At 59.6% G+C, this 23529-nt stretch carries 26 protein-coding genes; 15 read left to right on the forward strand and 11 right to left on the reverse strand.

Features of this window, described 5'->3' with window-relative positions; translation table 11 throughout:
* Nucleotides 1–101 precede the first annotated feature (101 nt).
* Complete coding sequence (locus tag ACTWLJ_RS24720) at nt 102–860, reverse strand: tellurite resistance TerB family protein (protein ID WP_445178844.1); 759 nt, start codon at nt 858–860, stop codon at nt 102–104.
* A 271-nt stretch (nt 861–1131) separates the two neighbouring features.
* Between ACTWLJ_RS24720 and pcsA the strand changes: the two genes are divergently transcribed.
* Complete coding sequence (gene pcsA / locus ACTWLJ_RS24725) at nt 1132–1854, forward strand: phosphatidylcholine synthase (RefSeq protein WP_401210025.1); 723 nt, start codon at nt 1132–1134, stop codon at nt 1852–1854.
* Nucleotides 1855–1999: 145 nt separating this feature from the next.
* On the opposite strand, the gene ACTWLJ_RS24730 is transcribed toward pcsA, so the two are convergent.
* Nucleotides 2000–2812 (reverse strand): class I SAM-dependent methyltransferase, encoded by an 813-nt coding sequence (locus ACTWLJ_RS24730; RefSeq protein ID WP_445178845.1) that lies wholly within the window; start codon nt 2810–2812, stop codon nt 2000–2002.
* A 226-nt stretch (nt 2813–3038) separates the two neighbouring features.
* Between ACTWLJ_RS24730 and ACTWLJ_RS24735 the strand changes: the two genes are divergently transcribed.
* From ACTWLJ_RS24735 to ACTWLJ_RS24745, 3 genes are all read left to right on the forward strand, one after another.
* Nucleotides 3039–3500 carry a GNAT family N-acetyltransferase gene (locus ACTWLJ_RS24735; protein WP_445178846.1) on the forward strand — a complete coding sequence of 154 codons (462 nt, stop codon included), beginning with the start codon at nt 3039–3041 and terminating at the stop codon, nt 3498–3500.
* A gap of 179 nt (nt 3501–3679) precedes the next feature.
* The gene (locus ACTWLJ_RS24740; RefSeq protein WP_445178847.1) at nt 3680–4726 is read left to right on the forward strand and encodes a class I SAM-dependent methyltransferase; all 1047 of its coding nucleotides are present in this window, start codon (nt 3680–3682) and stop codon (nt 4724–4726) included.
* 190 nt (nt 4727–4916) lie between these two features.
* Entirely contained in the window at nt 4917–5759 is an 843-nt protein-coding gene (locus tag ACTWLJ_RS24745; protein ID WP_445178848.1) for an NAD-dependent protein deacetylase, read from the forward strand.
* A 55-nt stretch (nt 5760–5814) separates the two neighbouring features.
* On the opposite strand, the gene ACTWLJ_RS24750 is transcribed toward ACTWLJ_RS24745, so the two are convergent.
* The gene (locus ACTWLJ_RS24750) at nt 5815–6693 is read right to left on the reverse strand and encodes a LysR substrate-binding domain-containing protein (RefSeq protein ID WP_445178849.1); all 879 of its coding nucleotides are present in this window, start codon (nt 6691–6693) and stop codon (nt 5815–5817) included.
* Between the two features lie 232 nt (nt 6694–6925).
* On the opposite strand from ACTWLJ_RS24750, the gene ACTWLJ_RS24755 reads away from it, so the two are divergent.
* The 3 genes from ACTWLJ_RS24755 to ACTWLJ_RS24765 are packed head-to-tail and all read left to right on the forward strand — an operon-like array spanning nt 6926 to nt 9507.
* Nucleotides 6926–7624, forward strand: coding sequence for a CoA transferase subunit A (locus ACTWLJ_RS24755; RefSeq protein ID WP_047300578.1), 699 nt, complete (start codon nt 6926–6928; stop codon nt 7622–7624).
* Nucleotides 7625–7648: 24 nt separating this feature from the next.
* On the forward strand, nt 7649–8314 hold the full coding sequence (locus ACTWLJ_RS24760; protein ID WP_100845790.1) for a CoA transferase subunit B: 666 nt from the start codon (nt 7649–7651) through the stop codon (nt 8312–8314).
* 11 nt (nt 8315–8325) lie between these two features.
* Nucleotides 8326–9507, forward strand: coding sequence for an acetyl-CoA C-acetyltransferase (locus ACTWLJ_RS24765; protein WP_445178850.1), 1182 nt, complete (start codon nt 8326–8328; stop codon nt 9505–9507).
* Nucleotides 9508–9736: 229 nt separating this feature from the next.
* Here ACTWLJ_RS24765 and ACTWLJ_RS24770 read toward each other — a convergent pair whose 3' ends face one another.
* Nucleotides 9737–11056 (reverse strand): Nramp family divalent metal transporter, encoded by a 1320-nt coding sequence (locus tag ACTWLJ_RS24770; RefSeq protein WP_445178851.1) that lies wholly within the window; start codon nt 11054–11056, stop codon nt 9737–9739.
* Nucleotides 11057–11249: 193 nt separating this feature from the next.
* On the reverse strand, nt 11250–11786 hold the full coding sequence (locus ACTWLJ_RS24775; protein ID WP_445178852.1) for a chalcone isomerase family protein: 537 nt from the start codon (nt 11784–11786) through the stop codon (nt 11250–11252).
* 149 nt (nt 11787–11935) lie between these two features.
* Between ACTWLJ_RS24775 and ACTWLJ_RS24780 the strand changes: the two genes are divergently transcribed.
* Nucleotides 11936–12718 carry a hypothetical protein gene (locus ACTWLJ_RS24780; RefSeq protein WP_445178853.1) on the forward strand — a complete coding sequence of 261 codons (783 nt, stop codon included), beginning with the start codon at nt 11936–11938 and terminating at the stop codon, nt 12716–12718.
* 113 nt (nt 12719–12831) lie between these two features.
* Entirely contained in the window at nt 12832–13398 is a 567-nt protein-coding gene (locus tag ACTWLJ_RS24785; protein ID WP_445178854.1) for a hypothetical protein, read from the forward strand.
* Between the two features lie 3 nt (nt 13399–13401).
* Here ACTWLJ_RS24785 and ACTWLJ_RS24790 read toward each other — a convergent pair whose 3' ends face one another.
* The 3 genes from ACTWLJ_RS24790 to ACTWLJ_RS24800 all read right to left on the reverse strand — a co-directional run bounded on the left by ACTWLJ_RS24790 (nt 13402) and on the right by ACTWLJ_RS24800 (nt 16396).
* A complete protein-coding gene (locus ACTWLJ_RS24790) occupies nt 13402–14118 on the reverse strand; it encodes an alpha/beta hydrolase (RefSeq protein WP_445178855.1) in 717 nt (238 codons plus the stop codon).
* Between the two features lie 187 nt (nt 14119–14305).
* Nucleotides 14306–15418 (reverse strand): succinylglutamate desuccinylase/aspartoacylase family protein, encoded by a 1113-nt coding sequence (locus tag ACTWLJ_RS24795; RefSeq protein ID WP_445178856.1) that lies wholly within the window; start codon nt 15416–15418, stop codon nt 14306–14308.
* A gap of 198 nt (nt 15419–15616) precedes the next feature.
* A complete protein-coding gene (locus ACTWLJ_RS24800; RefSeq protein ID WP_445178857.1) occupies nt 15617–16396 on the reverse strand; it encodes an ABC transporter substrate-binding protein in 780 nt (259 codons plus the stop codon).
* A 28-nt stretch (nt 16397–16424) separates the two neighbouring features.
* On the opposite strand from ACTWLJ_RS24800, the gene ACTWLJ_RS24805 reads away from it, so the two are divergent.
* Complete coding sequence (locus ACTWLJ_RS24805) at nt 16425–16637, forward strand: hypothetical protein (RefSeq protein ID WP_445178858.1); 213 nt, start codon at nt 16425–16427, stop codon at nt 16635–16637.
* A 9-nt stretch (nt 16638–16646) separates the two neighbouring features.
* Here the strand turns inward: ACTWLJ_RS24805 and ACTWLJ_RS24810 are convergent, their stop codons facing one another.
* On the reverse strand, nt 16647–17075 hold the full coding sequence (locus ACTWLJ_RS24810; protein WP_445178859.1) for a rhodanese-like domain-containing protein: 429 nt from the start codon (nt 17073–17075) through the stop codon (nt 16647–16649).
* Between the two features lie 102 nt (nt 17076–17177).
* Here ACTWLJ_RS24810 and ftrA point away from each other — a divergent pair, with 102 nt between their 5' ends.
* Nucleotides 17178–18152, forward strand: coding sequence for a transcriptional regulator FtrA (gene ftrA / locus ACTWLJ_RS24815; protein ID WP_445178860.1), 975 nt, complete (start codon nt 17178–17180; stop codon nt 18150–18152).
* Nucleotides 18153–18286: 134 nt separating this feature from the next.
* On the opposite strand, the gene cobF is transcribed toward ftrA, so the two are convergent.
* On the reverse strand, nt 18287–19042 hold the full coding sequence (gene cobF, locus ACTWLJ_RS24820) for a precorrin-6A synthase (deacetylating) (protein WP_445178861.1): 756 nt from the start codon (nt 19040–19042) through the stop codon (nt 18287–18289).
* Nucleotides 19042–19611 carry a histidine phosphatase family protein gene (locus tag ACTWLJ_RS24825; protein ID WP_445181412.1) on the reverse strand — a complete coding sequence of 190 codons (570 nt, stop codon included), beginning with the start codon at nt 19609–19611 and terminating at the stop codon, nt 19042–19044. The genes cobF and ACTWLJ_RS24825 overlap by 1 nt, the downstream gene beginning before the upstream one ends.
* Nucleotides 19612–19945: 334 nt before the next feature.
* Here ACTWLJ_RS24825 and ACTWLJ_RS24830 point away from each other — a divergent pair, with 334 nt between their 5' ends.
* From ACTWLJ_RS24830 to ACTWLJ_RS24845, 4 genes are read left to right on the forward strand one after another with little or no spacing between them, the layout of a single operon-like run.
* Entirely contained in the window at nt 19946–20800 is an 855-nt protein-coding gene (locus ACTWLJ_RS24830) for a MurR/RpiR family transcriptional regulator (protein WP_445178862.1), read from the forward strand.
* A 2-nt stretch (nt 20801–20802) separates the two neighbouring features.
* Complete coding sequence (locus tag ACTWLJ_RS24835; protein WP_445178863.1) at nt 20803–21447, forward strand: isochorismatase family cysteine hydrolase; 645 nt, start codon at nt 20803–20805, stop codon at nt 21445–21447.
* A complete protein-coding gene (locus ACTWLJ_RS24840) occupies nt 21444–22775 on the forward strand; it encodes a glutamine synthetase (protein ID WP_445178864.1) in 1332 nt (443 codons plus the stop codon). The genes ACTWLJ_RS24835 and ACTWLJ_RS24840 overlap by 4 nt, the downstream gene beginning before the upstream one ends.
* Entirely contained in the window at nt 22759–23511 is a 753-nt protein-coding gene (locus ACTWLJ_RS24845) for an N-formylglutamate amidohydrolase (protein ID WP_445178865.1), read from the forward strand. The genes ACTWLJ_RS24840 and ACTWLJ_RS24845 overlap by 17 nt, the downstream gene beginning before the upstream one ends.
* Nucleotides 23512–23529: the final 18 nt, after the last annotated feature.

Genomic DNA, 23529 nt, shown 5'->3' on the forward strand with positions numbered 1-23529 from the left:
ATGCAGAAGAGCTTTGCGCGGGGGGGAAAATTCAATCGATGTAAAAAAGCCCCGGACGGATGGAGCGTCCAGGGCTTATACGCGTTAGGAGTTCAGCCTGCTTATGAGGTTTGTCCTTTGGCCTGTTGCTCCAGATGCACCTGCAATTGCGGGTCAATCCTTAACGCCGCCGCCAGCTCATCCAGATAATTACGCTCGGCGGCTCCCTGATCGTTCACCAGCATCACACTGGCCAGATACATCTCGGCAGCCACTGCCGGATCGTTGTTCGAGGCGCCCGCCACTTCAGTTGCGTTCAGCGGCTTGGCGACTTCGGCATCCAGCCATTGCTGCAACTGCGGATCATCGGTGTGTTTGCCGATTTCGGCACTGATCATCTGCTTTTCATTGTCGTCGATCTGGCCGTCTGCCTTGGCCGCTCCAATCAGCGCACGCAGCACCGCGTGGCTGTGTTCTTCGATGTCGGGACCGGCCAGCAAATTCGCGGTTTGCGGAATCTGCTGAGGTGCCGCGCTGGCCTGGCTGCGCTGCCAGGCCTGGTACGCCTGATAGGCCATCATGCCCAACGAGGCGAGCGCTGCGTAATTGGTACCGCCGCCGGAACGGCTCTGCGTGCTGCCGCCAAGTGCGCCACCCAGTCCACCACCGCCTCCGCCCAACAATCCACCGAGCAAACCGCCCAACCCGCCGAGGCCACCACCCGCCCCGCCACTCGTAGCGCCAGTCGAACCGCCACCGCCCAGCAGACCGCCGAGCAAACCTCCCAATCCACCCAATCCGCCACCGGCCGAGGCACCACTTTGCTGTCCTCCCGAAACCTGGCTACGAAGCAGTTGTTCGAGCAAATCGCTGGTGTTCATGATGTTGTCCTCAGGCATAGGCAATAACTGCGTCAAACAACGATAGACCGCCGCAACCATCACGCCAGCACCGTCCGGCTGAAGCCCAGCATTATCGGCGGATTTCGCCGAAGTATTTTTCCTGCGGCAGGCTAAGATTCAAGGATGGTGAACCTTATCCCGGCGAAACCGGTCGATAGCTGCACCCCGACCCGGTTTGCCGACGCCCTTACTGCCTCAGGGCTGTCTCAGGGTAACAACCGGCTGGCTTCATTTTCTGGAGAATGCCCCCGTGATATCGACCGTACACATCGCCAGACTCAAAGCATGGGGCGCCCATGGTTTTACCGCGACCGGCGTGGTCACCGCGTTCCTCGCCACCCTTGCGCTGCTGGAAAACCAGCCGACCCATTGTCTGATGTGGCTGGGCGTGGCGCTGATCGTCGACGGCCTCGACGGTGCACTTGCGCGCAAGGTCAATGTGCAATCGGTGCTGCCGAGTTTCGACGGCTCGATCCTCGATCTGGTGATCGATTACCTGACTTATGTATTCATCCCGGCGCTGTTCATCTATCGCTACATTCCGCTGCCGGACTACACGCTGCTGCTGACGGTGTCACTGATTCTGGTGTCCTCGCTGTTCTGCTTCTGCAACGTCAACATGAAGAGCAAGGACAACTACTTTGTCGGTTTCCCTGCTGCGTGGAACGTGGTCGCGCTGTGCCTGTACATCATCGGGCCGGGACCGTGGATCACCTTTCTGACCGTGATCGGCCTGGCGCTGCTAACGGTGACGCAGATGAAATTCCTGCATCCATTCCGCGTACGCCGGTTCATGCCGATCAACATCGCGGTGACGGCGATCTGGTTGCTGTGCAGCCTGTCGCTGGTACTCAATCACCCGGTGATCAATCCTCTGGTGATGGGGCTTTGGCTGCTGATGTCGGCGTACTTCCTCGGCATCTGCATCTGGCGCACGGCGCTGGAGTGGTTTGATAAATCGCCATCGAAATAACCCTCCAGGCCACACACGAAACCTTGTGGGAGCTGGCTTGCCAGCGATAGCGATCTTTCTGTATAAAAGATGTCGACAGACACTCCGCCATCGCTGGCAAGCCAGCTCCCACAGAGATCTCCACTGATTTGAAGTCCAGTGGAGGTCAGCGCTTGGTAATCACCACCTCCAGATACTCACTCGGCACCACCAGCGAGCCCTCGCCTGCACGATTCATCTTGTTCAACAGTTCCGCCAGATCGCTCTCCAGCGCCAGCCCGCTTTCCGGCGGCAATGCCGCGAAAGCTTTGTGCACCGGTCCGTACCAGTGACGGAAGATGTCGATGAAGTGTGCCGCCGAGCGGTAGCGAAAGTTGAAGGTACGGCGAGTGACTTGCAGCAGAAAATCGCGCTCATCGAAGTGCGTGTGCAACCAGGCTTCCGTGCCCCAGTTCGAGGGTGGCTGGGCAGTGGCGGGAGGCGGCAGATGTCGGCCGAGGATCTTGAACATCTGGCCGACAAATCCTTCAGGCGTCCAGTTAGCCAAACCAATGCGTCCACCACGCCGACAGACCCGCGCCAGCTCGGCCGCCGCCTGCGCCTGATCCGGGGCGAACATCACACCGAAAGTCGAAAGCACCGCGTCGAAACTGTCGTCGTCAAACGGCAGGGCCTCGGCATCGGCGACATGGAACGTCACGTCCAGATGCTCGGCCCGCGCCCGATCCTGCCCGCGCTCCAACAACGCCGCGACATAGTCGGTGGACGTCACCAGACAGCCACGTCGCGCCGCCGCCAGCGTCGCATTGCCGTTGCCGGCGGCGACGTCCAGCACCGCTTCATCGCAGCGCAGATCGCAGCCTTCGGCGAGGTTTTCGCCGACGATTTGCAGCGTGGTGCCGATCACCGCATAGTCGCCGCTAGCCCAGGCGACTTTCTGGCGTTCTTTGAGGGCCGTCAGATCAATCGGGGTACTCATGGCTTCGAGCTCCGCTTCATATCGGTAACAGGTCGACAGCGCCCTGCTCGCCCACTATCGCGCCGAGCCTGACCGGCGTCTTTGCCGATCGTCCGGCAGGCACGCAAAACCGTGTGTTGGCCGATGAGTGGCGGGAATTTGTAAAGCCGCCGCAACACCCTCGGGATTGCCAGTCGCCCGGGAATGATTTTTCATGTCGGCCACGCCTTCCGAACGGACTCTCCCAATGACTTTGCACCTCGACTGGCTCGCGCAGCACATGCAGCACAGCGACACTTACGCCGAATGGATTCATCGGCAGTTTCACTACGAATACGCGCACCAGCCACTGACCGAGTGGCAAGCGGAATTCGCCCAAGGCCAAAGCAACGGCAATTGGCCCTGCCTGATCGCTCTGGACGACGGACGCCTGCTCGGCGGGGCGGCGCTGGCCCGCGAGGATCTGGCGCATCGACCCGATCTCGGCCCATGGCTGGCCTGTGTATTTGTCAGCCCCGAGGCTCGTGGCCAGGGTCTGGCGGAGCGGTTGATCGACGGGGTTTGCCAACAAGCGAAAAGCCGTGGTCTGGCGCACCTGTATCTGCACACGCAGAACAAACAGGACTACTACGCCAAACGCGGCTGGAGGGTCGTGGAGCGCTTTCACGCCTGGGACAACGAACACACGCTGATGGTGCGTGACTTGTGAGGCATCGATTTCAAAGCACTGCTCAGCGGGTGCAAAGGCATAAGAAACCATCTCTTCATACCTGTCATATCTGACAGTATCGAACACCCTCGTAGCTTCGTAGACTGATGGGCCCCCAGAGGTGCAATGCCTGGGATCAGCAAGACCTCTGGATCGTGATCCAGTACAGGAGCAGCATCATGGACGAACTCAAACTCAACCAATTCATGGACAAACTCGTCAACGACATGGGTGGCGCAGCGATGCTCGCCAACGTGATCGTCGGCGAAGAACTCGGGCTGTACCGGGCGATGGCCGACAGCCAACTGATCAGCCCCGAAAGCCTCGCCGAAAAAACCACCTGCAACCCGCGACTGGTACGTGAATGGCTCAGCGCTCATGCGGCGTCCGGCTACATGGAACATTCAGAGGGCCAGTTCCGTCTGCCGGAAGAACAGGCTTTAGCATTGGCCATCGAGGACTCACCGGTTTACGTCGCGGGCGGCCTAGGGGTGGTGGCGTCTTTTTTCCATGACAAGGACAAACTGGTCAAAGCCATGCGCGGCAATGGTGCCCTGCCCTGGGGCGATCATCATCCGTGCATGTTCAGCGGCACCGAACGGTTCTTCCGGCCCGGCTACAAGGGGCATTTGATTGCCGAATGGCTGCCGGCCCTCGACGGTGTGGTGGCCAAACTTGAATCCGGAGCCAAAGTCGCTGACATCGGATGTGGCCACGGTGCGTCGACGGTGATCATGGCTCAGGCTTTTCCCAACTCGCGGTTTGTCGGATTCGATTACCACGCACCGTCAATCACCGTCGCCAACCAACGTGCTGAAGAAGGAAAAGTCAGCAACCGCGTGCGGTTCTTCCAGGGCACGGCGAAAAGCTATCCCGGCGATGATTATGACCTGATCTGCTATTTCGACTGTCTGCACGATATGGGCGATCCGGTCGGTGCGGCCCGCCATGCGTTCGAGTCGCTGAAGGATGACGGGACGGTGTTGCTGGTCGAGCCGTTTGCCAATGATTCACTCGACGACAACATCACACCGGTCGGACGGTTGTTTTACGCGGCCTCGACGTTTATCTGCACGCCGAATTCGCTATCCCAGGAAGTCGGCCTTGGACTGGGTGCTCAGGCGGGCGAGGCGCGGCTGCGCAAGGTTTTCACTGATGCAGGTTTTAGCCAGTTTCGGCGGGCGACGCAGACACCGTTCAACCTGATTCTGGAGGCACGCAAGTAACCACTGATGTGTGAAAGCCATTGGGTGAAAAAGTTTTTTGTGGCGAGGGAGCTTGCTCCCGCTGGGGCGCGAAGCGACCCTTCTTGATAATCAAGCATGGGACTGCTGCGCAGTCCAGCGGGAGCAAGCTCCCTCGCCACAGAGGTAGTGCTAATCTGCGAAGCATCCATGTCCTCTTCGGAGCACTGCCATGCTCGACAGCGCGATCCACCACCACCTCGACATGCTGTTGCAAGCGATGGCCAATGACGATTTTCTGGTGCTGACCGGCGCCGGCATCAGCACGCCCTCCGGCATTCCTGATTACCGCGACAGCGAAGGCGTGCGCCGTGGCCGGCAGCCGATGATGTATCAGGAGTTCCTCGCCGCTCCCGAATCTCGCCGCCGCTATTGGGCACGGGCCATGCTCGGTTGGCCACGGGTGCGCCAGGCACGGCCGAATGCGGCGCATGAGGCATTGGCGAGTCTGCAAAGTCACGGGCGGATCAGCGGCTTGATCACGCAGAACGTCGACACGCTGCACGATCAGGCCGGTAGTCAGGATGTGATCGAATTGCATGGCAGTCTGCATCGGGTGTTGTGCCTGGATTGCGGTCAGCGCAGCGAGCGGGATGCGATTCAGCGGTTGATGGAGTCGCAGAATCCGTATCTGGCCGGAGTCGATGCGGTGCAGGCGCCGGATGGCGACACGCTGCTTGATCCGGCATTCGAAGCTCGGTTTCAAACGCCGCGCTGCCCGCATTGCGATGGCGAGCGGATGAAACCGGACGTGGTATTTTTCGGTGAAAACGTGGCTCAGCCCACAGCGGCGCGAGCCATGGCCGCGGCCGAGAATGCCGGCGGGTTACTGGTGGTCGGATCATCGTTGATGGCGTACTCGGCGTTTCGTTTGTGCCGGGTGATTGCGGATCGGGGCAAGCCATTGATGGCGATCAACCTGGGCAAGACCCGGGCGGATGATTTACTGAGCCTGAAAATCGAAGCCTCCTGCGAACACTTGTTGCCCCTACTGACCCAACACCTCACCCCCTGACCACACAAACCCCTTTAGGAGCTGCCGCAGGCTGCGATCTTTTGACCTTCAGCATTCAGTGTCCGGCCTTGAGGATGTCGAACAACGCCTGCGCCGCTGCCGACAGTTCATTGCCGGGATCGGTCAACACGCCAATCGCCCGCTCTACTACCGGTTCATGCAACGTCAGACAGCGTGCGCCTAACTCGCGCATCTGCTCCGCACACAACGCCGGTACCGCGCTGACCCCGAGCCCATTGGCGACCATGCGCCCGACCGTCGCCAGTTGATGGCTCTCGAACTCCACCGGCAACTGCATACCCCGCGCCTGTAAATGTTCCTCCAGCATCACCCGCACCGTGGACGGTCGCTGCAAGGTGATGAACGGCTCCTGCAACAAATCCTGCCAGTCGATATCGCTACGATTGGCCAGCGGCGAATCCTGCGGCACCACCGCCACAAAGCGATCCATATACAACGGGGTAAACGTCAGCGAGGTGTTCTGCATTGGCTCGAACGCTACGCCCAGTTCGACCTGGCGATCACGGACCATTTCCAGCACTTGCTCGTTGATCACGTCGTTGACCGTGACGCTGACGTTCGGATAACGCGCCCGAAACGTCTTGAGGATCGGCGGCAGCAAGTTGCCGGCGAACGACGGCATCGCCGCCAGCGTCACGCGGCCACGTTGCAGGCTGAAGCGTTGACGCATTTCGTCTTCGGCGTTGTCCCAGTCGGCAATCAGACGGCGGGCCAGTGGCAGCAGCGATTCGCCTTCGGGAGTCAGTGCCACGTTGCGCGTATTACGACTGAACAGGCGCCCGCCCAAACCCTCTTCCAGCGCCTTGATGGTCAGACTGAGCGCCGATTGCGACAGGTGCAGACGCTCGCAAGCCACGGCAAAACTCAGGCTCTGGGCCACGGCGAGAAAAGCGCGGATCTGTTTAATAGTCATGATCGCTACACTTGTTAAGGTAGGAGCTGCGGCACGCTGCGATCTTTTGATCTTGTTTTTAAAAATCGAAAGTCAAAAGATCGCAGCGTGCCGCAGCTCCTACAGGATTGTGGTGATTGTTGAGTTTTATCTATCAATCAACCTTAAAAATCAACTTAACAAATATATTCAGCAGCGAGACACTCAAACCATTCGGCTAGCCAGCCGCCCGCAAATAATAAAAGAGGTGCATATGGCAGGTTTCGACAAGCGCGTGAGTTCTTACGAGGAAGCCCTGGCCGGGCTTGAAGACGGCATGACCGTGATTGCCGGCGGCTTCGGTCTGTGTGGCATCCCGGAGAACCTGATCGCCGAGATCAAGCGCAAAGGCACCCGTGACCTCACCGTGGTTTCCAACAACTGCGGCGTCGACGGTTTCGGCCTCGGCGTGCTGCTGACCGACCGCCAGATCAGCAAAGTGGTCGCCTCCTACGTCGGCGAAAACAAGTTGTTCGAAGAGCAACTGCTCAAGGGCGAAATCGAAGTCATCCTGACCCCGCAAGGCACCCTCGCCGAGAAAATGCGCGCAGGCGGCGCAGGCATTCCTGCATTCTTTACCGCCACCGGCGTCGGCACTCCAGTTGCCGACGGCAAGGAAGTGCGCGAATTCAACGGTCGTAAATACCTGATGGAAGAGTCCATCACCGGCGACTTCGCCATCGTCAAAGGCTGGAAAGCCGACCACTTCGGTAATGTCATCTACCGTCACACCGCCCAGAACTTCAACCCGCTGGCCGCCACCGCCGGCAAGATCACCGTGGTCGAAGTCGAAGAAATCGTCGAACCCGGCGAGCTCGACCCGGCACATATCCACACCCCGGGTATCTACGTCGACCGGGTCATTTGCGGCACGTTCGAAAAGCGCATCGAACAGCGCACCATCCGCAAATAACTGAAGCTGACGGAGAATAAAAACATGGCACTTTCCCGCGAACAAATGGCTCAGCGCGTCGCCCGCGAAATGCAGGACGGCTACTACGTGAACCTCGGCATCGGCATTCCGACCCTGGTCGCCAACTACATTCCCGAAGGCATGGAAGTCATGCTGCAATCGGAAAACGGCCTGCTCGGCATGGGTCCTTTTCCTACCGAAGAAACCATCGATGCCGACATGATCAACGCCGGCAAACAAACCGTGACCGCACGTATCGGCGCGTCGATTTTCTCCTCGGCTGAATCCTTTGCGATGATCCGTGGCGGCCATGTCGACCTGACCGTGCTGGGTGCCTTTGAAGTGGACGTCGAGGGCAACATCGCCTCGTGGATGATTCCCGGCAAACTGGTCAAGGGCATGGGCGGTGCGATGGATCTGGTGGCTGGCGCCGACAACATCATCGTGATCATGACCCACGCGTCCAAGGACGGTGAGTCGAAACTGCTATCCAAATGCAGCCTGCCGCTGACCGGCGCCGGGTGCATCAAGCGCGTGCTGACCGACCTCGCCTATCTGGAAATCGAAAATGGCGCTTTTGTCCTCAAGGAACGCGCACCTGGCGTCAGCGTCGAGGAAATCGTCGCCAAAACCGCTGGTAAACTGATCGTCCCGGATCACGTACCGGAAATGCAGTTCGCTGCCCAGTGAGGAATTCGAAAATGCAAGACGTCGTAATTGTTGCCGCCACGCGTACCGCGATCGGCAGTTTTCAGGGCTCCCTGGCCAGCGTGTCCGCCGTGGATCTGGGAGCGGCGGTGATCCGCCAGTTGCTGGAACAGACCGGTCTGGACGGTGCGCAGGTTGATGAAGTGATCATGGGCCAAGTCCTCACGGCAGGTGCCGGTCAGAACCCGGCGCGTCAGGCGGCGATCAAGGCCGGTCTGCCGTTCTCCGTGCCGGCCCTGACTCTGAACAAAGTTTGTGGTTCGGGTCTGAAGGCTCTGCATCTGGGCGCGCAAGCGATCCGTTGCGGCGACGCCGAGGTGATCATTGCCGGCGGTCAGGAAAACATGAGCCTGTCCAACTATGTGATGCCGGGCGCCCGCACTGGTCTGCGCATGGGTCACGCGCAAATCGTCGACACCATGATCAGCGATGGTTTGTGGGATGCGTTCAACGATTACCACATGGGTATCACTGCGGAAAATCTGGTCGAGAAATACGAGATTACCCGCGAGCAGCAAGACGCCTTCGCCGCCGCTTCACAACAGAAAGCTGCGGCTGCAATTGAAGCCGGACGTTTTGTCGATGAGATCACGCCGATCCTGATCCCGCAGCGCAAAGGCGATCCGGTGGCGTTCAAGGTCGACGAGCAACCGCGTGGCGATACCACCGCTGCATCGCTGGGCAAACTGCGTCCAGCGTTCAAAAAGGACGGTAGCGTTACAGCTGGCAACGCTTCTTCGCTGAACGACGGCGCTGCGGCTGTAATCCTGATGAGCGCGGAAAAGGCCAAATCGCTGGGGCTGCCAGTGCTGGCGACCATCGCCGCTTACGCCAACGCAGGCGTTGATCCGGCGATCATGGGCATCGGCCCGGTATCGGCGACCCGTCGCTGCCTGGACAAGGCGGGCTGGGCAATCGAGCAACTGGATCTGATCGAAGCCAACGAAGCCTTCGCCGCGCAATCGCTGGCCGTGGCCAAGGATCTGCAATGGGATCTGGACAAGGTCAACGTCAACGGCGGCGCGATCGCCCTCGGTCACCCTATCGGTGCGTCAGGCTGCCGGGTGCTGGTGACGTTGCTGCACGAAATGATCAAGCGTGATGCGAAAAAAGGTCTGGCGACCTTGTGCATCGGTGGCGGTCAGGGTGTGGCACTGGCGCTGCAACGCGCTTAAGCAAAGAGTTCAACAGGAAGCGGTAGATCCACGACATCCACTGCTTGCTGGCAACAAAAACCCGGTGCGACTTGCGTTGCACCGGGTTTCTTTTTTACCCGTTGAAAAATCTGATTTGAATGCTCCGGCCCCATCGCGAGCAGGCTCACTCCTACATTGGGATTTGTGAACCCGATCAACTGTAGGAGTGAGCCTGCTCGCGATGAGGCCCGCCCAAACGACACAAAACTTAGCCCACAAGTTGCAAGATCAACCAGCTATTGGCCCCACTGATCACCACAAACAACCCCCACGCCAAAACCCGGGTCGGCAGTCGATTCACAAACGGCCCCATCAACTGTTTGTCGTTGGTCATTCGAATCAACGGATACAGGGCAAACGGCAATTGCAGGCTCAGCACCACCTGACTCATCACCAGCAACTTGCCCACCGCGTTGTCGCCCATCAGCCACACGCCGATGAACGCCGGAATCAGCGCCAGCCCTCGGGTAATCAACCGGCGCTGCCAGCAGGGAATCCGCAGGTTCAGATAACCCTCCATGATCACTTGCCCGGCGATGGTCCCGGTGAAGGTCGAACTCTGCCCCGACGCCAGTAATGCCACGCCGAACAACACACTGGCCAGCGCACCGCCGACCAGAGGATCAAGCAAGTGATAGGCGTCCTGAATGTCCACCACATCGGTATGCCCGGATTGGTGAAACGCTGCCGCAGCCAGAATCAGAATCGCCGCGTTGACCAGTAACGCCAGCGCCAGCGAGCCAATGGTGTCGATGCGTGCCAGTTTCACCGCGTCCTGTTTACTGGCCAGGTCCTTGCCGATCATCCGCGTCTGCACGATGGACGTGTGCAGGTACAGATTGTGCGGCATCACCGTGGCCCCAAGGATGCCGATGGCCAGATACAGCGGCGCCGCATCACTGATCGCCGACAGCGACGGTTTGAAACCGGCGAAGACGTCCGGCCAGTAGGGTTTGATCAGCACCAGTTCGACAAAGAAACACACGCCGATGGTCGCCACCAGTACCAGCATGATCGCCTCAAGTCGGCGGAAACCACGGTTCTGCAGGGCCAGCACCAACAGCGTATCGAATGCCGTCAGCGCAATGCCGAAGGTCAGCGAGCAACCGAGCAGCAAGTGAAACGCCAGAGCGCAGCCGAGGACTTCCGCGAGGTCGGTGGCGATGATCGAGATTTCCGCGAGTATCCATTGCAGGCGTGCGACCGGGGTGCTGTAGCGCTCGCGAGACAATTGCGCCAGATCGCGCCCGGTGGCGATGCCCAGCCGCGAGCACAGACACTGCACGACCATGCCCGCCAGACTCGCCAGCAACACGACAAACAGCAGGCTGTAACCAAAACGCGAACCGGCCTCGATGGCAGTCGCCCAGTTGCCCGGGTCCATGTAACCGATCGACACCAGCAAACCGGGTCCGGCGAAACGCAGCATGCGCTTGAAGAACGAGGCACGGGGATCGACTTCGACGCTGCCAGCGACTTCCGGCGGGCAGAACGGTGCGGTGGCGATTTTGGGCAAACTGAATTTCACGCAAACATCCAGAAACAATTCGGAAAGACGCAGCTTAGACGTTTCGCCCGGTGCGGAGTAGACCCCTGCAAACAGATCACGATCTAGTGTAGGAGCTGCGGAACGCTGCGATCTTTTGATTTGAATTTTTACAAGCCAGATCAAAAGATCGCAGCGTTCCGCAGCTCCTACAGGGGTATGTGATCTTCTGTATTCAGGGTTTCACGCCGAGTAATTGTTGGCGCAACTCTGGATTGCGAGTTCGCGGATCAAGCCAGATATCGAAAAACGCCCGGGCAAACTGGGGATCATCGATTTCATGCTGCAATTGCTGGCCAACAAAAAACCGTGCGCCCTGCCCCGGCAGATACACGCCGGTGATGCGCGTGCCGGCCTGCACATCGACGAACGATTGCTGCATCTGCGTCTGCCACCCGGCCAGTTGCGCCGGGCTGATGGACGCGCCGGACATGCGTTTGATTTCATCGATGCTGGCCTTGACCAGATCATCACGGGAAACATTGCGCCGATAGATAAGCTCCAGCGCGAAAGGCTGCCCGTCCACCAACGGTCGCGCAGCACTCCACATCCGGGCGTTGTACACATCGAAGCCGAACACGCTGAAATCACCCGTGCCGATAATCTGCGCACCGGGCACCGCGTCCTGCCAGTTGGCCCATGTCGGCGTCAGCAACAAGGCCCACAAGCCAATCCCGCAGCACCCACGTACCACATTTGGTGTTCTGCTCATCGCGACATCGACTCCGGTAAACCCTGATAGTCAGAGCATAGCCGGGGATATGACCCGGCACTTTGTATACAAAACTTGTAGATCAATGCAGCAATCCACTATGACCAATGCTACCTTGACCGCCCCTCACCCCGACGGAGATACCCCGCGTGCTGATCCTCAAACTGCTGCTGATTCCCGGGTTTCTGCTGCTGATTTCGCTGGCAGGCAAACGCTGGGGGCCGAGCGTGGCCGGGTGGTTGTCGGGATTACCGGTAGTGGTCGGGCCGATTCTGTTTTTCCTCGCGATTGAACAGGGGCCGCAGTTCGCTGCGCAATCGGCTGTTGCGGCGCTGTCGGCGATGTTCGCGATGATTGCGTTCTGCGTGACCTACGCGCGGGTCGCACAACGAGCGAATTGGCCATGGGCGCTGACTATTTCGCTGGCGGTGTGGGCATCGCTGGCGCTGATCTTGTCGCTGATTCCGCCATCGCTGGGCTTTTCCCTCGCCGCAGCCGCCACCGCCCTGCTCGCCGCGCCGTATCTGTTTCCCAGCGTGCAACCGGTGCTCAACAGCCCGGCGCCGAAATCCGACAAACTGATCTGGCGGATGATCGCCGGCGCGGCGTTGACGCTGGTGGTGACCATGCTCGCCAGCACCGTTGGCGAACGCTGGAGCGGTTTGCTCGCGGTGTTCCCGGTGCTCGGCAGCGTGATGGCGGTATTTTCCCAACAGACTCGCGGCCCGGCTTTTACCGCTGCACTGTTGCGCGCGACGGCGACCGGGATGTATTCGTTTTCGGCGTTTTGTCTGGTCTCGGCGCTGACACTGCCAACTCTGGGTCTGAGCGGATTTGCGCTCGGCGTGGCAGTGTCCGTGGCGATGCTTGGCGTCACCCGCAAGTTGCTGGCCAAACCGGCTGCGGCAGAACGCCCACAAACTCAGGGCTGAGGTAGGCTCCCTCCCTACAAAAATCCAGCCATGTTCAGACGAGTCGCGCTGGAGTGCCGAGGCACTGCGTGGGATGATCGCCCGCCTAGCGCGACCATCCACCGGAGATTCGAATGTCATTGCTCAGCAAGAAAGCTGTCGTCCTGTTGCTGGCGGCGGTTGCCGGCCTCGGCGCCATCAACGTTCAGGCTGCCAAGGCCAAGGAAAAAGTCAGCAGCGAGAAAGTCTCGATGCTCGACGGCAAGTTCACCTTTGTCCTGCCCAAAGGCTTCACCGCCAATCCGCTGCCGGCCAGTCCGACCGGTGCCACCGGCACGCTGTACAGCAACGAAGACACCAAGACCGTGGTCATCGCCGCGCAAAACACCATTCCCCAAGGCAACAACGTCAAGGACAACGACGGTGAATTCCTTGATGGCAGCGTGTCGAGTTTCATCGAAGACCAGCGCAAGGCGCTGCCGGACTTCAACAAACTCAGCGAAAAAAGCCTGACGCAGAAAGGCTCGGGCCTCGGTCTGCGCCAGGTCGACAGCACCGCCACTCAGGGCGGTGGTCAGACGCTCAACACCACGCTGCTGGCCGGCTCCGGCACGCACATGGCGCTGGTGCAGGTGATTTCCCGGGCCAGCGACAAGGCTGGTCACGATGCGTTGATTAAAGCCATCCTCAAGGAAAAGTGATCCTCAGGGATTGAGTTGCTGCAACCAGCCGTTCAAATCCCGCAGTTCGGCCGCGCTGATGCTGTGGCCGACGCCGGGATAGGCATGAAACTGCGGTTTGTATGAGAGCTTTTTCAACAGCTCGTCGGCCGCAGTGCCATCCTTGTAAGGCACGCGGTCATCAGCAGTGCCGTGGCCGATGAAGATGCTCACCGGCAGCGGTTGTTGCTGTGATTTGAGTTCTGCTTTGAGCACCGGCAACACCCGCCCGCTCAACGCGGCGAAACCACCGACCACCACGGGCTCTCGCAGTCCGACCTCGTAAGTCATCATCGCGCCCTGGCTGAAACCGATCAGGTACACCTTGCTCGGCTCGGCGTGATATTTCTTCGCCGCCTGCGCGATAAAGTCCCGCAGCTTCTGGCCACTGTCTTTCAGATCATCGGTCTCGCCGTTGTAGGCACCTTCGCCTTTTTTGCGAAACCACTGGTAACGTCCTTCGCCCAACGCCAACGGTGCCTGCACCGAAAGGTAGTTGTACTGCGCCGGCAACTGAAATTTCATACCGATCAGATCGGCTTCGTTACTGCCGTAGCCATGCAGGAAAATCACCAGCGGATGCGCCTCGGCATCCGGGTGAACCTGTGCGAGGTACTTGAGCGGCAGATCGGTTTGCAGATTGGTTTGAGCATGGACGGCGGTGGACGCCAAGAGGGTCAACAGAGCAAACACCTTCAACATAAAGCCTTCCTTCACTGGGTGCAGGGTTCGGTAGTGAGCCTAACAGCCTATGACAAAGATCCAAATATTGTGGCGCTGCGAATGCCGCCATCGCTGGCAAGCCATCTCCCACAGGATTTATGTCGAAGCAAATCCATGTGGGAGCTGGCTTGCCAGCGATGAGGCCGGCAAATCCTGCGAAGTTTTGTCAGTCGTTGATCAGCTTGCCCACCCGGATCGGCTCCCGCCCGGCGACCTTCGCCTGCCAGATACCCGGCTGGGTGTAGCGCCCACGGTCGATGGCGAACAGCACACCGCTGGTGCCCGCGCGCACAGTACTAACCCGGTCATTCAGCGGGTCGACCACTTCAAACAGTGCATCACCGCGCTCGACCCACTCACCGGCATTGCGCAGAAAACTCACCACGCCATGGTGTGGCGCGAACAGATACTCGGTGCCTTCAAACGGCATGCCTTCACAGCACTCCTCTGGCGCCGCTGGCCATTCACCGCTGATGAAACCCTGCTCGGCGAGGAAACCCAGAATCGCCTCGCAATTGGCCTGAGCCTGCTCGACCTTGGTATCGCCCATGCTGCCCAGTTCCAGAGTCGTTGCCAGGTTGGCTGGCGGAATCGCTGCACTCGGGAATGCCCGGGCCAGACGCAGCCATGGCGAGGAACAGGATTCGTCAAACGAGCTGCCGCCAGAGTCTTCACACAGCAACGCAACGCCTGCCTGTAAACGGGCGGCCAGCGATTGCCAGCGCGACCAGTGTTGCGGCAATGCGTAAATGTGAATTGCCGCGTCGAAATCGCAGTGCAGGTCGAGGGTGATGTCGGCATCGCAGGCATGCCGCAGCAGTAGCCGGTGCAGCGCTTGCAGTTGCGAGGCCGGCGCTGGCAGATCATCGAGCACCTGGCCCATGGTCTGGCGGATCAACGCGATGTTGGCTTCGGCATCAGCGCCCAGACGCTCGCCGATCAACGCTGCTACTGGCGCACTGAGTTCGACGAATGAACGGTTGAAATTCTGCCCACTGCCCAGTTCGAAACGGCCCATGTGGCTGCCTTGCAGATGCTGGTCGAGCCCGATCGGGTTGGCCACCGGCACCAGCTCGATCACCCCTTGCAAACGGCCTTGCTGCTCCAGTTCGGCGAGGCGTTTTTTCAGTTCCCACGCGGTGCGCATGCCCGGTAGTTCATCGGCGTGCAGGCTGGCCTGGATATAAACCTTGCGCGGACCGGCGCCGTAACGGAACACGCTGAGCGAGCGTTCGCTGCCCAGATGACTCCAGGGCAGAAGATGATCAATGCGTTGCATGGGAAGACTCCTGAATGATGGATCACTGAGATCCCCTGTAGGAGTGAGCCTGCTCGCGATAGCGTTGTATCAGTCAACTAAAACGTTGAATGTTCAACAGCTATCGCGAGCAGGCTCACTCCTACAAGGTTCTCATCACAATTAGGGCACAAAAAAAGTGGCCTCCGCATCAGCGGGGCCACTTTTTTCTACGGCGTATTAATGGCCGTACACATCAAAGTCGAAGTACTTGTCCTGGACTTTTTTGTACTCGCCATTGGCGCGGATTTCGGTGATGGCTTTGTTGAATTTCTCAGCCAGCTCGGTATCGCCCTTGCGCACAGCGATGCCAGCACCGCCGCCGAAGTACTTGGCGTCTTCGTAGGTCGGGCCGACGAACTCGAAACCTTTACCGGCGTCGGTTTTCAGGAAACCGTCGCTCAGGTTGACCGAGTCGGCCAGCATGGCGTCGAGACGACCGGAAGTCATGTCGAGGTTGGCTTCCTGTTGCGAGCCGTAACGCACCAACTGGATACCGGCCGGAACCAGAACTTCGGTGGCGAAACGGTCGTGGGTACTGGCACGCAGCACGCCGACTTTCTTGCCTTTGAGTTCGACCAGCGGGTCTTTGACACCCGAGCCTTCCTTCATCACGAAGCGCGCTGGGGTGTGGTAGTACTTGATGGTGAAATCGACGTTTTTCTTGCGGTCATCAGTGATGGTCATCGACGACAGGATCGCGTCGATCTTCTTCACTTTGAGTGCCGGGATCAGGCCATCGAATTCCTGCTCGACCCAGGTACATTTGACTTGCATCTGTGCACAGAGCGCATCGCCGATGTCCACGTCAAACCCGGTGAGTTTGCCGTCAGGGGTTTTCATCGAGAATGGCGGGTACCCGGCTTCGATCCCGATACGGATCGGCTTGGCGTCTTCGGCCACAGCGGTCAGGGACAACATCGACAGTGCCAGGGCACCAAACATCACTAGCTTCTTCATTTATTACTCCTGTGTGCGGAGGCTTTTATTGGCAGCTTTCGATTCAGCGTTCGGTCATGGCTTTTTGAAAGCAAATACCGAAGTGGCCGGCAGTCTATGGCGGCTCGCACAGGGTAAATTATTCAGAAGCGACAAATACTTACAGAAAAGTGGCGCACGTATTGACCGTGATCAACGCGTGCGCCACGACGGTGCAAGGGCTGTAGGACAAGTCATCAAACAGCACACAAATCCTCTTTAAAAGACCAGGTCAGCAGGCGCAGTTGACGGGGGTCAGGCTGGTTTGGGGGTTGTTCAGCGCAAAGCCTTCATCCAGCCAACCGGTCACGCCGCCGATCATCTCTTTGACTGGATAACCCAGCGCCGCCAGTTTCACCGCAGCCTTGTTTGCACCGTTGCAGTGGGGCCCGGCGCAATAAACCACGAACAATGTGGTTTTCGCATACTCCGCCAGCCCTGCCGCAGTCATCAGTCGCCCCGGAATATTGATCGCACCCGGCACATGTCCGCGCTCGAATGCCAACGGACCGCGCACATCGACCAGCACAAAATCGACCATCCCGGACTCTTGGCTGCTGAAGACGTCGGAACAATCGGTTTCGAAGGTCAGACGATTACTGAAATGCATCAGGGCAATGGCTGAGGGGGCGGCAGGAATTTCGCGAACCAGACTGGTCATTGGGTATTACTCCTACATCTGAAGGGGTGTGAACAGACTTTATCGGGCGAACGGTTAGCGCTAAAGTGGCGCACAAGACACTCACCGGGAATTTTCCGCCAAATGCCTGATTCACCTGGATTGGTCGTGATCCTGGCCTACGACGGCCTCTGCACTTTCGAGTTCGGCATCGCCGTGGAGATCTTCGGCCTCGCCCGGCCAGAGTTCGATTTCCCCTGGTACGAGCACCGCATCGCGGCGGTCGATCAAGGCCCAATGCGCGCCATGGGCGGGATTCAGGTGCTGGCCGACGGCGGTCTGGAACTGTTGGCAGCAGCGCGCACTATCATCATTCCCGGTTGGCGCGACCGTCAGGCCGAGGTGCCGCAGGCGTTGCTCGTTGCACTGCGCGCCGCTCACGACCGAGGCGCGAGGCTGTTATCGATTTGTTCAGGGGTGTTTGTGCTGGCGGCCAGTGGCCTGCTCGACGGCCACGGCGCGACTACGCACTGGCGCTACGCTTCGGAACTGGCCGAACGCTTCCCGGCGATTGCGGTTGATCCGGATGTGCTTTACGTCGATTCCGGCCAGTTGATTACTTCGGCCGGCAGCGCTGCCGGCATCGACGCCTGCCTGCATCTGGTGGCGCGGGACTTCGGTACCCAAGTCGCCAATGCGGTGGCACGCCGACTGGTGATGTCGCCGCAGCGCACTGGCGGTCAGGCGCAGTTCATTCCGACACCGGTCAGCCCGACACCGCGCAGCGATCTGTCACGGGTGATGCAATGGGCTCGCGAACGTTTGCATGAACCACTGGAAGTACGCGATCTGGCTAGCGAAGCCGCGATGAGCGAGCGGACGTTCTTGCGGCGTTTCACCGAGGCCAGCGGCCAATCGCCCAAGGCATGGCTGCAGCAACAACGTCTGGCCCGGGCTCGTGAGCTGCTGGAAAGCACTCACCAGAACACCGAGCAGATTGCCCAGCGTTGCGGCTATCGCTCGGTGGAAAGTTTTCGCGTGGCGTTTCGCAGTGTGGTGGGGTTGCCGCCGTCGGTGTATCGCGAGCGGTTTGGACGTGGGGTCAGGGCGATTTCCTGAGGTGTCTGGCAGGACGCCTTCGCGGGCAAGCCCGCTCCCACAGGGATTAATGTGGTTCACAAATTCCGCAATCACCACCGAACCCTGTGGGAGCCGGGCTTGCCCGCGATGAGGCCCGCCCAGACACCCACGATCTAAGGCTTGCGCAGCAGATAAGTATCCATAATCCACCCATGTTCCTGCCGCGCAGCCTTGCGCACCCGCTCGATCTCGTCCGCCACATCCTTGAGCTTGCCGCTGATCAAAATCTCATCCGCCGTGCCCAGATAGGCACCCCAGTAGATCTGAGTTTCCTGATCGGCCACCCGGTGGTAGGAATCTTCCGCATCAAGCATCACCACCAGACTGTCGGCATCACTCACCTGCCCCGCCGCCAATCGCCGGCCGGTGGTGATTTCAATCGAGCGGCCAATGGTATTCAACGGCACCTTGTGCTGCGCCGCCAACGCCTGAACGCTGGTAATGCCGGGGATCACCTCGAACTCGAAGGCGCAGCGACCGGACGCGAGAATCTCCTGAAGAATACGCACCGTGCTGTCGTACAACGCCGGGTCGCCCCACACCAGAAAACCGCCGCACTGGCCGTCAGCCAATTCGTCATTGATCAGCCGTTCGAAGGTGTGTTGCTTGGCGCGGTTCAGATCATCGACGCTGGCGGTGTAGTCCACATCGCCGCGCTCGCGCTCCGGGCTGTGGGCTTCGGCGAAGCGATACGCAGGATCGGTGATGTAGCGCTCGCAGATGTCGCGGCGCAGATCGATCAGTTTGTCTTTGCTCTGACCTTTGTCCATCAGAAAGAACACATCAACCAGGTTCAGGGCCTTCACCGCCTGCATTGTGATGTAGTCCGGATTGCCGGCGCCGATGCCGATCACCATGAGTTTCTTCATCAGCAAGCTCCTTCCACGTCGATACCGGGCAAGCGTAGTCGCCAGATACCGTTGAACCGCAAATCCAGTGCTGACAGCGGTTCGACATCGATAGCGTTCGGTGCGGCCCCCTGCGTTACCTGTATCAATGCTGCACGGATCACGAAGGGATGAGTGATTGCCACGACATGCCCCGGTATTCCTTGCAGGCTGAGCAGCCAGGCCTGTACTCGCTCGCCCAATTGCGCCATCGACTCACCGCCATGGGGAGCCGCGTGCGGATCGCTGATCCAGGCCTGTAATGCGTCGGGTTCGGACAATTGCAGATCCTTGATCGACTGACCGTGCCAGCGGCCCCAATCGCAATCGCGCAACGCTTGATCGACTTGCGGCTGAGCCCCGAACCATTGCGCGGTCTGCTGGGTGCGCAATTCAGGGCCACATACCAGACGCGATGCGGAACTGAATCGTGCAGCCAGCATGTCAGACGCGAACTGCAAATTTTCAACAGGCTCGCTCGTAGGAAAACTCGCCAATTTCTGTGCGACGGTTCGAGCATGACAAATCAGGGTCAAACGGGTGGCTTGCACAGGCATTTCACTCGATCAGAGGCCAATAAACTCGGTGGCTAGAAGCCAGTTCGATGGCAATTGTGCCGCAAACCGGGCGGTTGAGGGCAGTTCGTTGCAGGATAAGCAAGCTGCCCAATAGCTGAAGAACGGCAATATCTGACACGCTTATGGGCAAAGGACTACAAGCCCGACGGGCAAGTGTGTAGCCCTTGTTACACACGCCTTTCGCACTATTTTGAAACTCGATTGCGGAGTTTAAAAATTCACTAGACATGTAGTGTCAGTTACATAAATACTGTTTTAACGGATTATGAAACGAATTCAACACCCCCCCCATCCAGCAGGAGCCCGGATGCCCCCTCTTAGAGACCTGATCACCGCCCCCGACCTGGACCTGACGCCATCGGAGCGCAAAGTTGTTCGCGCCCTGCTTGATCAGTATCCACGCAATGGCCTGGGTCCGATGTCGCGTCTTGCCGAGCATGCTGGTGTCAGTGATCCGACCATCGTGCGTCTGGTGAAAAAGCTTGGTTTTGGCGGTTACGCCGAATTTCAGGATGCGCTGCTCAGTGACATGGACCATCGCCTGCGCTCGCCGAGCACCTTGCTGCAACCGCGCTCGCACCTGAACAAGGATGACGCCTGGAGCCATTACCTGGCCGACAGTCATCGCCGGCTGCTGGAAACCCAGGCCCTGACCCAACCCGAAGACGTGCGGATTCTGGTGGACTGGCTACTCGATGTGCGACATCAGGTTTATTGCTTCGGCGGTCGGTTCAGCAGCCTGATGGCCAACTATCTGCTCAATCATTTGCGCCTGCTGCGCCCCGGCTGCTTTGCACTGGAAGACAACGCGCAACTGCCGGATCGGCTGTTCGACCTGCAGCGTCAGGACGTGGTTTTGCTGTTCGACTATCGCCGCTATCAGACCCAGGCCCTGCGCGTTGCCAGCGCCGCCAAGAAAAACAACGCACGGGTGGTGCTGTTCACTGACATCTATGCCTCGCCGCTGCGCGAAATGGCCGACCTGATCATCAGCGCCCCGGTGGAGTCGGCCTCTCCGTTCGACACCATGGTCCCGGCGCTGGCTCAGGTCGAAGCGCTGATTGGCTGCATGTCCCTGCGCAGCCCGGATCTGGCCGATCGCCTGGAAGGCATCGACGCCCTGCGCAACGATTTTTCGACTCACCTGCTGGAGGATAAATAAGGATGTTCAGCCTTCCCCACCGCTCGCCACGGGACTTGCCGTTTGTCACCGATCACACCGCGCTGTTGCTGGTGGACATGCAGCGCGCCTGGTTAGAGCCGCAGTTCGACCCGCACCTCAGCGGCCCGGATGCCGAGTATTTCCTGACCCGCGCCCACATGCAGGTGGTGCCCAATCAACGCCGGTTGCTCAGTGCTTTTCGCGAAGCGCGGCAGAACGTGCTGCACACGATTATTGAAAGCCTGACGGCTGATGGTCGCGACCGCTCGCTGGACCACAAGCTTTCGGACATGCACCTGCCCAAGGGCAGCGAACAGGCGCGGATCATTGAAGACCTGACGCCGGTAGAAAACGAAATCGTTCTGCCGAAGACATCCTCCGGGGTCTTCAACTCGACCAACATCGACTATGTACTGCGCAACCTGCAAACGCGGCACCTGATCATCGCCGGCATCGTCACCGATCAATGCGTCGACATGGCCGTACGTGACGCCGCCGACCGGGGTTATCTGGTCACGTTGGTGGAAGACGCTTGCGCCACTTACAGCGTTGAACGGCATCACGCCTGCCTGAACGCGATCAAGGGTTACTGCTGGATCACCGACACTCAGACCGTGCTTGGCCGATTGCAGGAGATGCGGCCATGAGCGAACGCCTGACGCCCCTGCCGATGACCACCATCGTCACCACTGATCTGATCGGCATTACCCGTGGCCGCTCGTTTCCGACCGATGAGCTGGAGCATTATCTGGCCGCCGGTTGTGGCTGGGTGCCGGCAAACAGTGCGCTTACGCCACAAGACGTCATCGCCTCGACCAACCCGTGGGGCGCCTATGGTGATTTACGCCTGATCCCCGATCTCGCGAGTCGCGTGACCGTCAGTAATGGCCCGGATGCCGAAGCACCGGCGCTGGACTTCATTCACGGCGACATCCGCGAGACCGATGGTCGAGCATGGGGCGCTTGCCCGCGTACGTTGTTGAGCGATGAAGTCGAGCGTTATCGCGATGAGCTGGGCTTGCAGGTCAACGCCGCGTTCGAACACGAATTCAACCTGCACGCCGGGTTTGCCGAGCACTTGGCATTTTCGCTGGAAGCCCAGCGTCAGGGCGCAAGTTTTGGTGGCTGGCTGCTCAGCGCCCTGCGCGCTGGCGGCGTCGAGCCGGAGATGTTCCTGCCGGAATACGGCAAACACCAATACGAAATCACCTGCCGCCCGACACTGGGCGTGGCAGCGGCGGATCGTGCGGTAAACGTGCGTGAGATCACCCGTGAAATTGCCCGCCAGATGGGACTCGACCTGAGTTTCGCGCCGAAAACTGCAGCGGATGCGGTGTGCAACGGCGTGCACCTGCATGTCAGCCTGCTGGATCTGGCTGGTCAACCGATGCTGTATGACGCCGGCACCAGCAATGGCCTGTCGAGCCTCGGCCAGCATTGGGCGGCGGGCGTCCTGCATTATTTGCCAGCGTTGTGTGCGTTCACCGCGCCGACGCCGGTTTCGTACGAACGCTTGCAGCCGCATCACTGGAGCGCGTCCTACGCCTGCCTAGGGCAACAAAACCGTGAGGCAGCGCTGCGCATCTGCCCGACGGTGACCCTGGGCGGCAAGTCCGTGGCCGCACAGTACAACCTGGAATTCCGCGCCATGGATGCCACCGCCTCGCCGCACCTGGCGATGGCCGCGCTGTTGATCGCCGGACGACTGGGGATCGAACAGCGTCTGGCGCTGAATGCAATTACCGATGAAATTCCCGATTCACTCAACAACGAGCAACGCAAGGACCGGGGCATCGTTGCCCTGCCCGCCTCGCTGGCCCAGGCACTGGATTGCCTGCGCCGCAGCGCTGCGCTGAATGAAGCGCTGCCGAGTGCGTTGCTCGACACTTACTACGCCCTTAAAACCGAGGAACTGGCGCTGACGGAACAGCTCTCGCCCGCCGACCTTTGTGAGCACTATGCACGCCTGTACTGAATCCGCCGAGCTTGGGTTGTACACCCGACCGGTCTACAACTTGAGCCGGGCAGACTCGACGCACCCAGTGATTCTGGTGTGCGAGCACGCCAGCCGTTACATCCCCGAAGCCCTGAATAATCTGGGCCTCGATGATGCCGCCGCCCGCGAGCATATTGCCTGGGACATCGGTGCGTTGGAGCTGGCTGAACAGTTGTCCGTGAAACTTGGCGCAACATTGTTGAGTGCCAACTACTCGCGCCTGCTGATCGACCTCAATCGCCCTCGGCATGCCCCTGACAGCATTCCGCCGCAGAGCGAGATTTATCAGGTGCCAGGCAATCGCGAGCTGGACGAAGCCACTCGCGAATACCGTCGCCAAAGTTTGTTCAAACCGTTTCACACTCGCTTGCAGATGCTCATCGATGAGCGAATTGCCCAAGGCCTGCCGGTGCGTGTGGTGGGGATTCACAGTTTCACCCCGGTGTATTACGGCCAGCCGCGCACCCTGGAAATTGGCGTGTTATTCGGCCAGTCCAAAGATTATGCTCAACGCCTGCTCGACGGTCTCGGCGAGCATTCGCTGAACGCAGCAGGAAACCAGCCATACAAGATTGACCCACTGGGCGACATGACCGTGCCGGTGCATGGCGATGCCCGGGGTCTGGAGTCGGTACTGATCGAGGTGCGCAATGATCTGCTGCGCAGCCCCGACGCGGTATCGCGCTGGGCCGAGCGTCTCGCGCCGCTGCTTTAACCACTGCTCTGAAAAATG

The sequence above is a fragment of the Pseudomonas sp. McL0111 genome, assembly GCF_052567255.1.

Coding starts and splice junctions, on each gene's coding strand:
- ACTWLJ_RS24720 (WP_445178844.1), bottom strand. CDS start 860: ATGAACACCAGCGATTTGCTCGAACAACTGCTTCGTAGCCAGGTTTCG.
- ACTWLJ_RS24730 (WP_445178845.1), bottom strand. CDS start 2,812: ATGAGTACCCCGATTGATCTGACGGCCCTCAAAGAACGCCAGAAAGTC.
- ACTWLJ_RS24735 (WP_445178846.1), top strand. CDS start 3,039: ATGACTTTGCACCTCGACTGGCTCGCGCAGCACATGCAGCACAGCGAC.
- ACTWLJ_RS24740 (WP_445178847.1), top strand. CDS start 3,680: ATGGACGAACTCAAACTCAACCAATTCATGGACAAACTCGTCAACGAC.
- ACTWLJ_RS24745 (WP_445178848.1), top strand. CDS start 4,917: ATGCTCGACAGCGCGATCCACCACCACCTCGACATGCTGTTGCAAGCG.
- ACTWLJ_RS24750 (WP_445178849.1), bottom strand. CDS start 6,693: ATGACTATTAAACAGATCCGCGCTTTTCTCGCCGTGGCCCAGAGCCTG.
- ACTWLJ_RS24755 (WP_047300578.1), top strand. CDS start 6,926: ATGGCAGGTTTCGACAAGCGCGTGAGTTCTTACGAGGAAGCCCTGGCC.
- ACTWLJ_RS24760 (WP_100845790.1), top strand. CDS start 7,649: ATGGCACTTTCCCGCGAACAAATGGCTCAGCGCGTCGCCCGCGAAATG.
- ACTWLJ_RS24765 (WP_445178850.1), top strand. CDS start 8,326: ATGCAAGACGTCGTAATTGTTGCCGCCACGCGTACCGCGATCGGCAGT.
- ACTWLJ_RS24775 (WP_445178852.1), bottom strand. CDS start 11,786: ATGAGCAGAACACCAAATGTGGTACGTGGGTGCTGCGGGATTGGCTTG.
- ACTWLJ_RS24785 (WP_445178854.1), top strand. CDS start 12,832: ATGTCATTGCTCAGCAAGAAAGCTGTCGTCCTGTTGCTGGCGGCGGTT.
- ACTWLJ_RS24790 (WP_445178855.1), bottom strand. CDS start 14,118: ATGTTGAAGGTGTTTGCTCTGTTGACCCTCTTGGCGTCCACCGCCGTC.
- ACTWLJ_RS24795 (WP_445178856.1), bottom strand. CDS start 15,418: ATGCAACGCATTGATCATCTTCTGCCCTGGAGTCATCTGGGCAGCGAA.
- ACTWLJ_RS24800 (WP_445178857.1), bottom strand. CDS start 16,396: ATGAAGAAGCTAGTGATGTTTGGTGCCCTGGCACTGTCGATGTTGTCC.
- ACTWLJ_RS24810 (WP_445178859.1), bottom strand. CDS start 17,075: ATGACCAGTCTGGTTCGCGAAATTCCTGCCGCCCCCTCAGCCATTGCC.
- ftrA (WP_445178860.1), top strand. CDS start 17,178: ATGCCTGATTCACCTGGATTGGTCGTGATCCTGGCCTACGACGGCCTC.
- cobF (WP_445178861.1), bottom strand. CDS start 19,042: ATGAAGAAACTCATGGTGATCGGCATCGGCGCCGGCAATCCGGACTAC.
- ACTWLJ_RS24830 (WP_445178862.1), top strand. CDS start 19,946: ATGCCCCCTCTTAGAGACCTGATCACCGCCCCCGACCTGGACCTGACG.
- ACTWLJ_RS24835 (WP_445178863.1), top strand. CDS start 20,803: ATGTTCAGCCTTCCCCACCGCTCGCCACGGGACTTGCCGTTTGTCACC.
- ACTWLJ_RS24840 (WP_445178864.1), top strand. CDS start 21,444: ATGAGCGAACGCCTGACGCCCCTGCCGATGACCACCATCGTCACCACT.
- ACTWLJ_RS24845 (WP_445178865.1), top strand. CDS start 22,759: ATGCACGCCTGTACTGAATCCGCCGAGCTTGGGTTGTACACCCGACCG.